The organism is Pedobacter nyackensis, from assembly GCF_032678475.1.
Classification (GTDB): Bacteria; Bacteroidota; Bacteroidia; order Sphingobacteriales; family Sphingobacteriaceae; genus Pedobacter; species Pedobacter nyackensis_A.
On sequence record NZ_JAVTSF010000007.1, the window covers coordinates 270,246 to 282,942 of the forward strand.

Consider the following 12,697-nt stretch of genomic DNA (forward strand, 5'->3'; position numbering starts at 1 on the left):
GGGTAGGGGATCTTCCTACTTTGGTGTTTTGGATACCACAATAGTTTTTCCTTTTAATTTAAATTCAAGGTTACTAATTTCTGTAAGGGTTTGTAGCACTTTCGAGACGTTTGAAGATCTGGAAACATAGCCTGAGAAAGTCTGATTATCACGTTCAGTATCCACATAAATGATCTCTACGTTGTACCAGCGTGCTATTTTCCTCATCACCGATGGGAGCGTTTCATATTCGAAATTAAACACGCCTTCCTGCCAGTCAATGTACGATTCAGCGAGTACAGGGATCACTTTAATCTGTCCTGCAGTAAGAACCGATTGCTGGTTTGGCTTAAGTATGGTTTGCTCATTTACCTTCACCGATCCTTCCAATAAAGTTGTTTTAATGGCTGGTTCGTTCTTATAGGTGTTAACGTTAAAGCGTGTGCCCAGTACTTCTACCTGCTGACCTTCACTCTGTACGATAAACGGATGTTGCTTATCTTTAAATACTTCGAAGTAAGCTTCTCCACTTAATTCAACCTTTCGTTGTGCCTGTGCGTTAAAACTTACCGGATATTTTAAGGATGTTCCAGCATTTAACCAAACCTTTGAACCATCTGGCAGGCGCACTTCAAAAGTTTCTCCGTTTGCGGTGATTAAGGTGTTATATTGTTGAGAGCGTTGAGAGCGCTGATCATCCTGAGTTGCGTTATCAGTATTTGTGTTGTCGTCAATAGTGTAAACAATTTGTCCTTCTTTTGTTTTTGTAATGGTAACTCCGGCCTCAGTTACCAATTCTCCATTTTTTGCATTGTCCAGTGTAATACGTTTTCCGTTGGCAAGAACCAGGGTTGCAGTATTTTTTCCGGGAGCAATGTCGTTGCTGGCTAAATCTCCTTTCGGCCTGGCTAACTTATTAAAATACAAAAGACCTATACTAAGTACCAGAATAATGGATGCTGCAGCAATCAGGGTGGATAACCTAAAAATGAATGGTTTTTCTTTTTTAGGGAAATGCTTTTTATGAAAACTTGCTAAGGTGGCTGTAGCATCAAAACGGTTCATGCTATTCAGTTCTGTTTTAACATATCCTGTTTTTGCCAGATCATCAAATACTTTTTTGGCGGCTAAATCTGAACTTAAAGTATTTTTCAATTCCAACTCCTCATCAGCAGTTAGTGCTTGCTCATAATACTTAATCATCAACATAGAAATTCGTGAGACGTCTTTCTCGTGTAAGGCCATTTTTGTTTAGTTTTATTGTATAAACACCGGGCTATTCAAAAGGTCCCGATAAAAAAAGAAATATTTTAATAAGGGGTAATGTTTTGGAGGAGATGTGGATCTACAGCCAGACTTGATAATAGTAAAAGAAGCAGGTAAGCATCTGGCGACAAATGTGTTTTTAATGTTGCCATTCCCATAGACTTTAAATTTTTTACGGTTTTAACAGACAGTCCCATTAATTCGGCAATCTCATCATTTTTCATGTCTTTTAAATAACTAAGCTCAATGATTTTGCCAGAATGTCCAGGAAGTTTTTTGATTTCCAGTAAAATGAGATTTAAAGTTTCCGATCTGATCATCTCATAAATATAGGCCGATTCTTCAGCAGGTTGTGAAGCGGTAAACTGAAACTGGCGTTCTTTTGAGCGCTTGTCCTGCCTAAGGTGATTTAAGCTGGCATTTCTTGTGGCAGTATATAGCCATGCTTTTAAATTATCTCCTTCGGTAAATTCTTTCTTACTGTTCAACAAGTTTACAAATACTTCTTCTACAATATCCTCTGCAATATTTTTATCGCCTACAATTTTTAAAGAAAAATAGCATAGCGCAGCATAGTTGCTGAGATAAAGATCGTCGAAATTATGAGTTGCCGTTATGATCATGTATGAGTTAAATCCTCAATATTAACAAAGTATTGTTGTCAATATTAATCAATATTTTTTTACTTCAAAAGTTTTTGAAATAATATGAGCCTTTATCTTTTTACCATTTCAACAGTATTCGCTGTGCAGAAAAGCCAGGACCGAAACTCAACATTAGACCCAGTTCTCCGGTTCCTGTGGGGCGTTCCATATATCTTTCCAGAACGTATAGTACGGTTGCACTCGACATGTTTCCATACTCTCTTAAAATGTTTTTAGTTTCGTCGATATTTTTACCCAATTCACCAAATTGCAGTTCCACCGTTTCAATGATTTTCTTTCCTCCGGGATGAAAGATCAGGTGATCAATGTCCTCAATTCTGAGACCTTGTTTTGCTAAAAAAGGATGTACGATCCCGGGAAAATGTTGTGCAATATTTTTGGGTACATCTACATCTAACACCATTTTAAGTCCGCTATTGGTTAGTTTAAAACCCATCATTGGTGTAGAGTCGTAAAAGTGATACATTTCCTCCGCAATTATTTCTGGCCCTTCGTCATCTTCCTGAGAAGAGAGCAGAGCGCAGGCTGCACCATCTCCAAAAATGGCCGCACTTACAATATTGGCCATCGAGAAATCATCAAGCTGAAAGGTGGCGGTAGGAGATTCTACAGCGATTACTGCCGCACGTTTGCCTGGATTCGCTTTTAAAAAGTTCTTTGCGTAGATGATGCCTGATATGCCAGCTGCACAACCCATTTCCGTGACAGGCAATCTGACAATATCCTGTTTCAGGTTTAAAGTGTTGATGATATAAGCATCCATTGAAGGGATCATGAAGCCCGTACAGCTAATGGTAATGAGGTAATCCAGTTCCTGTGGCTGCCAGCCCGCTTTTTTTAAGGCCAGTTGTAAACATTCCGTGGCCAGTTTAATTCCTTCGCGGATATAGATGTTATTTTTATCTTCAAAGGAGGTTTGGTTAAACACTTCTTCGGGCGACATGATGGAGTATCTTTTATCAACAGCCGCCTGTTCAAATATCTTTTTTACCTTTTTAATGAAACGTGGTTCCTGTCCCTGTAGCCAGGTATCCAGAAAAGGGATAATCTCTGTCGTTGTTCTTGAATATTGTGGTGTAAGCTTGGTAACTGTGGTTATTTTTACGTTCATAATGTAGGGATTATCCATTGGTAACGGAATGCCCATTTCCATTTCAGGATATAGGTATTAAAGTCTAACTGCCTTGAAAAATTATGTAGATCCTGTTTTTTAAAGCCTCTTAAAATAGATATGAGACCATCATCTTTTGACATTTGACTGAGGCGAAATGCGAAGCATAGTGCGGTAAAGAGATGGTAAGCGATACTACTTCTGTGCAGATCATTTACCACAATACCTAATGCCGATTGCGTTTTGAAACCTTTCATAAGCGTTATAATTTCTTCATCTTTAAAATGATGTAAGGTCAATGTACATAAGATAACATCGTAAAGTCTTTCTTGTTTAATTTCCTCAAAAATATCTGCGCAGACATAGTTAATGTTGGGGTATTGAAGAGATAATTGACGGGCATGTTTGATGGTAAATTCATTTGCATCTATGCCTGTAAGTTTAAAGTTTAATTGCTTTTTTAAGGCGTAATCGGCGAGGGTTCTTAGCATATCCCCATTACCACAGCCTACATCCAGAATGGTAATTTCACTATTGTTTTTTACATTTTCGGTACGGATGTTTAGCAGATGGGAGAGCCCCTGTCGGGTAACTTTATTGCCGCCCAATAGCTTGTTTATACTGGCTATTTTATCCAGTGCATCCCTCAATGTTTCGCCTTCTAAATCGAAGTCGTCCATTATTTCAGGGGCCTCGCTTCGTTTGCTGGTATCTATTCGCATATAATGGGTTTTCCGTGGGTCATTTTAACAATTAACGATAAGGAAGAAGGGAAATGTGCCAACAAGTGTTGCATTGGCTTAAACAGTTTATCCTCTTTAATGATTCCGGAGAGGAACCTGCCTATCATTAAGCGGTTTTTGAAATTGGCATTCCAGATATTAGTGTACTGGTTTTCAAGTGCAGTTCTGGATATTAGGCTGCTATTCAGGTATTGTATGCTTAACTCCGCACAAATTTTGGCACTGTGGATAGCCATTGCCATTCCGTTTCCACAAAGCGGATGTATTAACCCTGCGGTATCACCAATCATTAGCACATGATTGTATACGAGTTCTTTTTTTGCGAAAGAAATCTGGCTAATGGTTAAAGGCTGATCAAAAAGCATGGTGCTCTCCTCAAAAATCTTCTGCAGCTGCGGGTTTTTATACAACACTTTTTTCTGGAAATCTTCGAGGTTTCGGTAAGCTTTAAAGCTTTCATAATCTGCCAGGTAACAGATGTTGATTTGTTTGTTTTCTATAGTAGAAACCCCACAATAGCCCCCTGCAAAATTATGGAGCTGGACCAGATCGCTTGGAATAATGCCGCTATAATGGGCTTTTACTGCCAGCCACGGTGATTTTTTATGCATAAATCCGCGGGACAGTTTCTGATCTAAGGCCGATCTTTTTCCAAAAGCGCCAATAACAAGGTCTGCTTTTAATGTTCCTGTTTTGCTGGTGGTCAGTTCAAAATCGTTGTTTTTAAAAATAATATCAGTTACGCGGTCTTTAATTACGTTGCATCCTCTTCGTATGGTTTTTTCGTATAAGAAGCTATCGAGTGCAAATCTACTTAGGCCAAATCCGCCAAGGGGAAGGTCGCAGCCTATAACTTTGCCATTTAGTGCTGAAACAGAAAGGCGGTTAATTGTGACAGGTAAAAGTTGCTGAGGATCGGCGTCAAGCCATTGTAAATAGGGGAGTACTTCATTTGAAATGTATTCGCCACAAACTTTATGATGGGGGTATTCGTTCTTTTCAATCAAAGTGACTTCAAAACCTTCTTTCAGTAAATGGAGGGCACAAGTTAGTCCTGCCAGGCCACCACCTACAATTATTATGTTGTTACTTTGATTGGTCTTTGTTGTCATATTGTTTAATTGGTCGTTACGATATGATTCATACCCGGTAACCACATTAACAATATAACATTAAAAACACCAGCATTGTTAGAGGCTGTTTAAAACAATTTATTGACTAATAAAATTGTCGTAAAAGCTATGGTTTTTGTGATTTTATATGCTTAGAATTTATAACACCTTAACTTTCTGTCTCGGGAAGAGTTTCCGCGGTTGATGTAAAAGCCTGCAGATATTTCGTGACTGCCGGAGTTATAGTCTCTTAATTTATTGAGGGAGTAATCATAAGAATACCCGATCCTGAAATTTTGTGAGGCAAAAACTTCGACGATAGCACCTATTGCATTTTGTTTGGAAAGGCCTGTTTGCTGATAATCCTTTTTATAGAGATCAACAGTGGCACGGTAAAAACCTCCTATCCAAAGTGTTTCCTTTAGCAACAGAAAAGCGTTGACATCTAAGGAAGAAGGACCTTTAGTATCGTCTTTAAACAGCACAACAGGTTTAAACTTCATGTCTTCATTTATTGGAAGCAGGACACCGGTGGTAAAATAGAAATGTGGTTGCGGTACTGGTACCATTCTATTTTCTGTATTGTCTTTGAGCATGTAGCGCGCCAGTAAATTGGTAGCAGAGAAGCCTGCGAAAAAGTCTTTGTTGGCATAGTAAACACCAAATCGCGCGTCGGGTACTATGTTGGTTTGCGAGCCGAGGGGAATGAGCCCATCACCAGGTTTATAGCCTTCCAGTTTATTGCCATCCAGGCCCAGTTGCATCATACCTGCTGCGATACCAAATGCTAATTGCGAAGCTTCATCATTACCCATCCTGATGCGATAAGCGTAGTTTGCATAAGCGGTAAGATAAGTCTGGGCACCTAGCTGGTCGTTGTTTACAATCAATCCCAGTCCTACATTACCATCATTAAAAGCGCCGTCGGCAGCAATGGAAAAACTCTTTGGCGAGCCTTTAATTCCGGCCCATTGCGAGCGGTAAAAGGACTGCACATAGATGTCATCTTTATAGCCTGCATAAGCCGGGTTAATGTGTAATCCGTTAAATAGGTATTGTGTAAACTGACTGTCCTGTTGTGCTTTTGCACTGGATATCAGGCCTGCTACTATAAATAATAAGCGTATAATTTTCTTCATATTATTTGCTTCGGAGTATGGTTACATAACCTTTATAAACTTCCCATTTATTGGCTGCAGATTTTACTTTTAACAGGTAGTAATACGTTCCATCATTAAGATTAGATCCTCCCCAGTCATTCTTGTAGCCTTTTTTATCATAAACGGTACCTCCCCATCTGTTCAGGATGGTTAGTTCATTGGCTTCATAGAGTTCTAAACCGGGTATTTCAAAAGTATCATTAAGCCCGTCACCATTAGGTGTAAAAACATTAGGAATGATAATTCCGGCTATTGATTTGTTGTCTGTAGCACTGTTGTTTCTTTGATCAGGATCGGTTTCCAATGCGGTTACGGTTGCCGTATTTTTAATGATTCCGGCATTCATGGCTTTTACCCTAATTTTTAAATCAGCGGTTTCTCCATTATCTAGCTTACTGATTTCCCATAGGACAGTTTTGCTACCGTGGTTGTAATTGGCAAAACCGAAAACAGGAGTAATGAGTTGTTCAAAACTGAGTTCAGCAGGTAAAACATCCTGTACTTTAATCATTGTCGCTGTACCTGTGCCCTTATTTTTTACCCTGATCAGGTATTCAAAGGTTTCATTGAGGGTAACAGATCTGGATTCCGCATTTTTATTGATCATCAGATCAGCGGTGAGGGTAGTAAGCGGGCTAATGTTAACTACAACCGGATCTGATATATCTGATGCACAACCTTCCGCATTAAAAGAAATTACCGTGTATGATCCCGCTAGTAAAGCTGTGTAATCTATGGATGTTGCGCCCGTTACCGCAGTTCCGTCCTTTATCCATTGATAGGTAGCAGCATTAACAGAACTGGCCCGCAGTTTCACTGAACCTCCTTGTGGGATGTTCACTGTCTGCGAACCATCAGATTGCGCAAAGCCTGCCGTTGCACTAAGCAACAGCAGACTAGTTACGAAACCTTGTTTTCTGTTAAACACGAGTATTATGGTGTGATTGAAATAACTGGTTTGTTCGCTTTTGGATTTACTTTAATTGCTTGGGCAGCAGATGTTGTAGCAGTACAAGCTTTAACTTTATAAGTTATTTTTACAGTATAGTTGTGAGTTCCAGGAGCAATATCGTTCGTGTCATCCAAAGTATATGAAGCAGAATTTGGTGCCCCAGAAATTGGCGTTCCATCTTTTAACCATTCGTAGTTGTAAGCGAATGTTTCGCTCACTGTGCCGACCTTACCAGCAACGGCGTTTAGTGTAATTGCTGCAGGGCCTGTAGGTAATGCATTTTCGCAATACTCAGCAAGAGATGGTGCTGTTATTGATGCTGTTATTCCTGGAAGAACATATACAGTTATTGGATCTGATACAGTGGATTCGCATAAAGAAGCACTTATTCCGACCGCAACGTATGTGAAATATCCTGGAGTGGTAATATCGTCATCCAAGGCAAGTGTTGTAGCTGAAAGTTCGACCGGTGTTGTAGTTTTATCGGTACCAGGATATCTGTACCATTTGTAGCTAACTGCTGTCGGGTCAGCCGTAGCACTGATTTTTACGTGGGTTCCATTACAATAAATTGCTCCTGGTGCTGGAGTGAAATCTGCGGAAGATGTAATGAGTTGCGCTTTTAATAATGATGATGACAGTAGAAGTATAGTCATAATCAATAATTTGGAGATTGTAAGTTTTTGTTTCATAATACTTGTTGTTTAGTGTTTGCTATAGAGTTAATTTATCGTTAAATGGAGTTGAGGAGGACCAGGTTTTGGATTGACGGTTACTTTTACTATTGTCCTTGTTGCACTAATGCATCCTGTCGCGGTTATTACCGATTCTACATAATAATATTTATCTGCTGTTAGTGTTGGGGTATTAAAACTTGTTCCCTCATTTAAAACAGAACCGCCTGTTGGTACATTATACCATTTATAGGTTAAGGTGCTGGGACTGGCAGGATCGATATTTAATTCTGTTGAAGTACCAACACAAATAGACTTTGGTAATATAGTAGGAGGTAATGGTAATGGATTTACCGTTACAGTGATAGGTATACTTTCAATGTATTCATTACAACCTGTCCTAGTAGCTTTTACAGTGTAAATGTGTGATCCTGGGGCTAAAGTAGGCAAAGTATAAGACGTCCCCGTTCCAACCGATGGTATAGTTCCTGTTTTATACCACGTGTAAGTTATGCAATTTGATGTTTGTATATTAGAGATGTTAAGAACCTGAGTTTGTCCTTCACAGATTGTTAAATTTTGTCCAATTAATCCAAGGGCCATAACCTCTGGTTTTAGGGCGACACGTTGAATCTCATAAACCTTTAGTGATCCAAGTAATGTTGCTAATCCGCCACCTGCAGCTAAGGAAATTCTATCAAATGCAACGTTAACAGGTAATTTGAGAGTGTACGTGGAACCTGTTGACCCTAATAGGTTTATTGATAATAGTGGAGAATTACCTGGTACACTTAATACTTCGGTGCTACCATTAAATAGTTTTATTTGTAAATCAGTTGAAAGTACCTGGGCTGTTAGGACTGCGGAATTATCAGCTTGCATAACTATATTAACATAATCACCTGGTATTGAAACTGACGGGTAAATTGCTGTTAAATAGGTAGTGTTAAGTACACTAACAGGAAAATTCAATTTTGCGAATGTTGTTAAAACATTGTCAATAGCATCTCTGGGGGTTTCCACAGAGTTTAATCCGCCTAGGATTGAACCTGTTGAGCCATTAATTGTTTCACTGGGTTGATCACATACTTGTGTATTTCCTGTGATAGGTTTTGCAAAATAAGCGTAATAAATATTCACAGAAGTCCCTATATCAACTATAGGATTGATTATTACTCTGACTCCGTTATATTTAGCACCCGGTGTGAATGTCACAATGTTTTGAGCTGTCCCTCCCAGTAACCCAAGTAAGTTTGTGCCGGAAACTGCTAGTCCAACTGGTGAACCATTCCAAGTCGCCTGGACTGTTATTCCACTTAGTACATCTAGAACTGTAGATCCTGTTGCAATTTTTATAGAAATAGGGTAGTCTTTATTATCGCCGACTGGTAAACTTCCGGAAGGAAAACCTAAGACTTGTGACGCTGTTCCTAATCCAACTAATCCCACATTTGTTTTTAATGTAGAGAATGTTTCCATATTACCTGGCTCAACTAAATCAATTGCATTATCCCTAAGCGTTATTGAAGTCAATAATGGAACGCCAAAATAAGATTGGGTGGAAGCGTAGATTCTTTCTTTGGGTCCACAATCTTGCCCCTTAACCACATCGTATCCAGCCACTACCAACAGCAGTGTTAGTAGCGTTATAATGAACGTATTTTTAGTGGTGAACGAGCGCATGAGAATTTCTTTTTTCTTTAAAACAGCACTTATGTATGCTTTAAGGCAATAATTTTATATCCCTGTCACAAAACTAGGTTAGAATAGCGCGTTATTTTCTATTCATATTGTTCAATTTGAAGGGGGATGGTCTGGGATTATTCGTCTGTTAGACTTCTGTTTTTTAGCGGTAAAGAAGGTAACTTGTAGATTTTAAGTGTGTTGATTGTTGGTTGGGAGGGTTGTTCATTTTGTTCATTCTGATGAATGTTTCAGAAAAAGTGTTCAGTTAAAAAATGTGCGTGAAAATAGCGTCGGCTTTACTCTGTTAAATTCACAAAATTATGATGAAAATCTTTTAAAGAAAAGTTAGACTATCGTCTGACTACAGTGCACATTTATATCTGATGGAAAAACCAGGAGGAATGAATGAAAGAAATGGAAAATCGTATAAAAAGTCCCACTTTTCTTTTGCTCCGCTTTTGCTATCCTTTTGCTTTTCTTTTGCTATCCTTTTGCTCAGACCGATAGAAAAGCAATTTTAAATCAAACTGATAGTAAAAGAAAATTTAGCGAGTGCAAATAAGACTTTCGTGCTTATCTTAGTGTTAAGGATAATGAAGTCCTTATTAAACAAATAGTTATGGCAAGGTTAAAATACGGGATTTTAGGTCCCGTTTTAGGCAAGATTGCAAATTTGGTTGGTTATTTAAGATTGGGGCAACCAATTTTAAGATCAAAACCTAAAAAACCAAAAAAGAAAAAAGTAAGATCTGATGCACAGAAAGCGGTCAATTTAAGGTTTAAATTAGTGAAATCGTTCATTTCAGTGATTGGAGAGTTCATTCATGAAGGTTATCGGCTTGACGTTGCCAAGAGCGACAGGATTCCTGAAAACGGGGCATCTTCGTATCTTTTAAATGAAGCGGTCACGGGGGATTATCCAAACTACGAGATCGATTACAGTAAGGTACTCGTCAGCAGGGGCCGATTACAAAAACCTTCAAATCCTACAGTAAAACTGGAAGGTAACACGCTAAAGTTTTACTGGGATGTTGATCCTAACTGGGGTTATGAGTTAAATCGCGATCAGGTGATGGTACTTGCTTACCTACCGACGAATGGTACCGCAGATTACTCTTTGAGTGGCGCTCGTAGAAAAGAGGGCTACGAAGAGTTGAAAGTAGGCATAGTTCGTCAGGATCAATATGACCTCAAGAAAGATGACTTTATTGAAGTTTATATTGCTTTTGTATCAGACAACAGGAAACGTATTTCTGATAGTGTGTATTTAGGTAGCGTTGCGGTTTAATCACAAAAGATTTAAACCGTTGATCACTTCGCTCAACATTTTGGCACCACCTTCGGCCTCGGCGAGGTCGAAGGCGCCATAACCGAGCATCATATGATTTACCTTTTTCTTGCCTCTTTGGCTATTGGGATGGTAGGGGACGGGGATACCCAGAAGTTCAACCTCGTCTAGTACTGCGTTTAAGTCTATACGCTCATCAAACTTTATCCAAAACGTCAAGCCGTTTTCTGGTATCTCATAAGTGATATACTTATGTAAATGGTTATTCAGTACGATGTGAAGCTCGTCGCGGTAGTTTTTTGCTTTGACTCTGATTTGTCTTGCATACTCGGCCATATCACCATTCACAATCATTTCTGCAATGGCTTGTTCTTTAATGACATCGCGGTCTTCAACAGACTGTTTGGGCAAATTTCCCATCTCGTTGATAAACTGTGTTGCTGCTACCACGACTCGTAAGCTAATGGTATCCATTGTAGCTTTGCTTAAAGCACCCATGTAAAGTACATATCCATCATGCTCATAGCAGGCCAGAGGTTTGTAGGGAGTGTTACTAAACGAATACTCATGATCGTCTTCTTCCTCTATGATACATACTCTATATTTTTTAGCCAGCTCAATCAGTTTGGTACAGTATTCCTGGCTCAATGTAAAACTCTCCGGATAGCTACATTGTGGACGAATATGAATGGCCCGGACTTTAGAATACTCCAGTATTTGTTCAATCCTTTCAATAAAGTCTATTTCATCACGATTTACAGTAAATACCGTTACATCAAATTTTTCAAGAGCTAACGCAAGTTTTAAGTCGTAAGGGGAGGTGCTGATTACCACATCATCGGGATTTAGCAGGATTGTAAACACTCTATCCAGGCAACTTTTTCTACTCTTTACGATGTCGATCATTTGGTTACTTACACCAAAGTCGCGTTTACGGTTCAGTTGTTCTACTACTGCATCTTTTAAAGCTCTGCCATCGTAAGCGTTCAATAGTTCGGCCTGACTTAAGTTTTTACTGGCTTCACGAATGCGGTTGTAGTATTCTAAGAATTTAGATTCTGGAAAAGTGGCTGGATTTGGGAAGTCTGTGCCTACACCTATAAAAGGTTGTTCAATGAATTTTGCTGATTGTTTTACTTCTCTTTTGTTTAAAAATAAGAAGCCAGCGGGGAAATGATCTTTAAAGCCTGTTGTTTTAAGCAGTATATTTTCTGATGGGTTTCTTATCGAGACAAATGTGCCCGAGCCCTGATTGCTGTTTAGCCAATTGTTGTCGGTGAGTTTGGTGTATGCCCTTCGGACTGAGCTGGGACTAACTTTATTTGTTCTTGCCAGCTCTCGATACGGTGGGATAAGATCCCCTCCCTGGAGCTCTTGCGATTTGATCGCATTAAGGATGTAGTTTTCAATTTCACTAGTACATTTTGTTTTATCCAATTTTGGAATGAGCCAGTTGATCGTGTATTTATTCTTCATTTGAAAAGCGTTTATTTAGAATGAATAATTTATGTAAACAAATGTAAATTAAAAGATTATAAAAAACTATAGTAAAATTGAGTTCATTAAGAAATAGTTAATTGCGCTCAGATAATTCCAACGTAAGTCGCGAACTTTAATTGTTTTTGGAACTCCAAGCGAGATTTTTAATTGTAATATTTTTTTTAATAAATTTTAAAAAATGATATTGTCCAAAGTAAAAGTAGCTGACTATATTGCTTACATCTTTGTAATTTTATTTGCAGGATTTCTTATCAGCAAAATAACAACTTTTCCTATTCAGTCGGCAACGTTTACTGTTCCTGTTTTGGAATTTTGGTTGATCTCCATTTCCGGGATTTTGATGCTTATGCTGTTACTTATTCCAAAAACCAGAATTATCTGGCTCATTTTTTCCTGCTCCTGTTTTATAGGATTTACCTTTTGTATTTTACTGATGCTATACGCGGGTGTGTCTTTGCCTGCTTTTTACAATTATTTATGGTTTTCTGTGAACTGGAAAGTTCAACTCATGGTAAATGCATTATGTATTATAGTTACTTGTCTTGCTATTAAATTTAAACT

The 12,697-nt window shown here is 38.7% G+C and carries 11 protein-coding genes; 1 reads left to right on the plus strand and 10 read right to left on the minus strand.

The window, feature by feature from the left end:
* Positions 1 to 15 precede the first annotated feature (15 nt).
* The 9 genes from R2Q84_RS21015 to R2Q84_RS21055 form a co-directional block, all read right to left on the minus strand.
* Positions 16 to 1,224, minus strand: coding sequence for a FecR family protein (locus tag R2Q84_RS21015; protein ID WP_316818567.1), 1,209 nt, complete (start codon positions 1,222 to 1,224; stop codon positions 16 to 18).
* A 65-nt stretch (positions 1,225 to 1,289) separates the two neighbouring features.
* Complete coding sequence (locus R2Q84_RS21020; protein ID WP_316818568.1) at positions 1,290 to 1,868, minus strand: RNA polymerase sigma-70 factor; 579 nt, start codon at positions 1,866 to 1,868, stop codon at positions 1,290 to 1,292.
* A gap of 100 nt (positions 1,869 to 1,968) precedes the next feature.
* Positions 1,969 to 3,021 carry a type III polyketide synthase gene (locus R2Q84_RS21025; RefSeq protein ID WP_316818569.1) on the minus strand — a complete coding sequence of 351 codons (1,053 nt, stop codon included), beginning with the start codon at positions 3,019 to 3,021 and terminating at the stop codon, positions 1,969 to 1,971.
* Positions 3,018 to 3,743 (minus strand): methyltransferase domain-containing protein, encoded by a 726-nt coding sequence (locus R2Q84_RS21030; RefSeq protein ID WP_316818570.1) that lies wholly within the window; start codon positions 3,741 to 3,743, stop codon positions 3,018 to 3,020. The genes R2Q84_RS21025 and R2Q84_RS21030 overlap by 4 nt, the downstream gene beginning before the upstream one ends.
* On the minus strand, positions 3,734 to 4,876 hold the full coding sequence (locus R2Q84_RS21035) for an NAD(P)/FAD-dependent oxidoreductase (RefSeq protein ID WP_316818571.1): 1,143 nt from the start codon (positions 4,874 to 4,876) through the stop codon (positions 3,734 to 3,736). The genes R2Q84_RS21030 and R2Q84_RS21035 overlap by 10 nt, the downstream gene beginning before the upstream one ends.
* Positions 4,877 to 5,028: 152 nt before the next feature.
* Positions 5,029 to 6,015, minus strand: a complete 987-nt coding sequence (locus R2Q84_RS21040) for a type IX secretion system membrane protein PorP/SprF (RefSeq protein ID WP_316818572.1) — start codon at positions 6,013 to 6,015, stop codon at positions 5,029 to 5,031.
* 1 nt (position 6,016) lies between these two features.
* A complete protein-coding gene (locus R2Q84_RS21045; protein ID WP_316818573.1) occupies positions 6,017 to 6,964 on the minus strand; it encodes a gliding motility-associated C-terminal domain-containing protein in 948 nt (315 codons plus the stop codon).
* A gap of 5 nt (positions 6,965 to 6,969) precedes the next feature.
* On the minus strand, positions 6,970 to 7,680 hold the full coding sequence (locus R2Q84_RS21050) for a hypothetical protein (protein WP_316818574.1): 711 nt from the start codon (positions 7,678 to 7,680) through the stop codon (positions 6,970 to 6,972).
* Between the two features lie 30 nt (positions 7,681 to 7,710).
* Positions 7,711 to 9,345 (minus strand): hypothetical protein, encoded by a 1,635-nt coding sequence (locus tag R2Q84_RS21055; protein ID WP_316818575.1) that lies wholly within the window; start codon positions 9,343 to 9,345, stop codon positions 7,711 to 7,713.
* Between the two features lie 622 nt (positions 9,346 to 9,967).
* On the opposite strand from R2Q84_RS21055, the gene R2Q84_RS21060 reads away from it, so the two are divergent.
* Complete coding sequence (locus R2Q84_RS21060) at positions 9,968 to 10,636, plus strand: DUF6266 family protein (RefSeq protein ID WP_316818576.1); 669 nt, start codon at positions 9,968 to 9,970, stop codon at positions 10,634 to 10,636.
* Here R2Q84_RS21060 and R2Q84_RS21065 read toward each other — a convergent pair whose 3' ends face one another.
* Positions 10,637 to 12,112, minus strand: a complete 1,476-nt coding sequence (locus tag R2Q84_RS21065; RefSeq protein WP_316818577.1) for a PLP-dependent aminotransferase family protein — start codon at positions 12,110 to 12,112, stop codon at positions 10,637 to 10,639.
* Between the last annotated feature and the right edge of the window lie 585 nt (positions 12,113 to 12,697).

Coding starts and splice junctions, on each gene's coding strand:
- R2Q84_RS21015 (WP_316818567.1), bottom strand. CDS start 1,224: ATGGCCTTACACGAGAAAGACGTCTCACGAATTTCTATGTTGATGATT.
- R2Q84_RS21020 (WP_316818568.1), bottom strand. CDS start 1,868: ATGATCATAACGGCAACTCATAATTTCGACGATCTTTATCTCAGCAAC.
- R2Q84_RS21025 (WP_316818569.1), bottom strand. CDS start 3,021: ATGAACGTAAAAATAACCACAGTTACCAAGCTTACACCACAATATTCA.
- R2Q84_RS21030 (WP_316818570.1), bottom strand. CDS start 3,743: ATGCGAATAGATACCAGCAAACGAAGCGAGGCCCCTGAAATAATGGAC.
- R2Q84_RS21035 (WP_316818571.1), bottom strand. CDS start 4,876: ATGACAACAAAGACCAATCAAAGTAACAACATAATAATTGTAGGTGGT.
- R2Q84_RS21040 (WP_316818572.1), bottom strand. CDS start 6,015: ATGAAGAAAATTATACGCTTATTATTTATAGTAGCAGGCCTGATATCC.
- R2Q84_RS21050 (WP_316818574.1), bottom strand. CDS start 7,680: ATGAAACAAAAACTTACAATCTCCAAATTATTGATTATGACTATACTT.
- R2Q84_RS21055 (WP_316818575.1), bottom strand. CDS start 9,345: ATGCGCTCGTTCACCACTAAAAATACGTTCATTATAACGCTACTAACA.
- R2Q84_RS21060 (WP_316818576.1), top strand. CDS start 9,968: ATGGCAAGGTTAAAATACGGGATTTTAGGTCCCGTTTTAGGCAAGATT.
- R2Q84_RS21065 (WP_316818577.1), bottom strand. CDS start 12,112: ATGAAGAATAAATACACGATCAACTGGCTCATTCCAAAATTGGATAAA.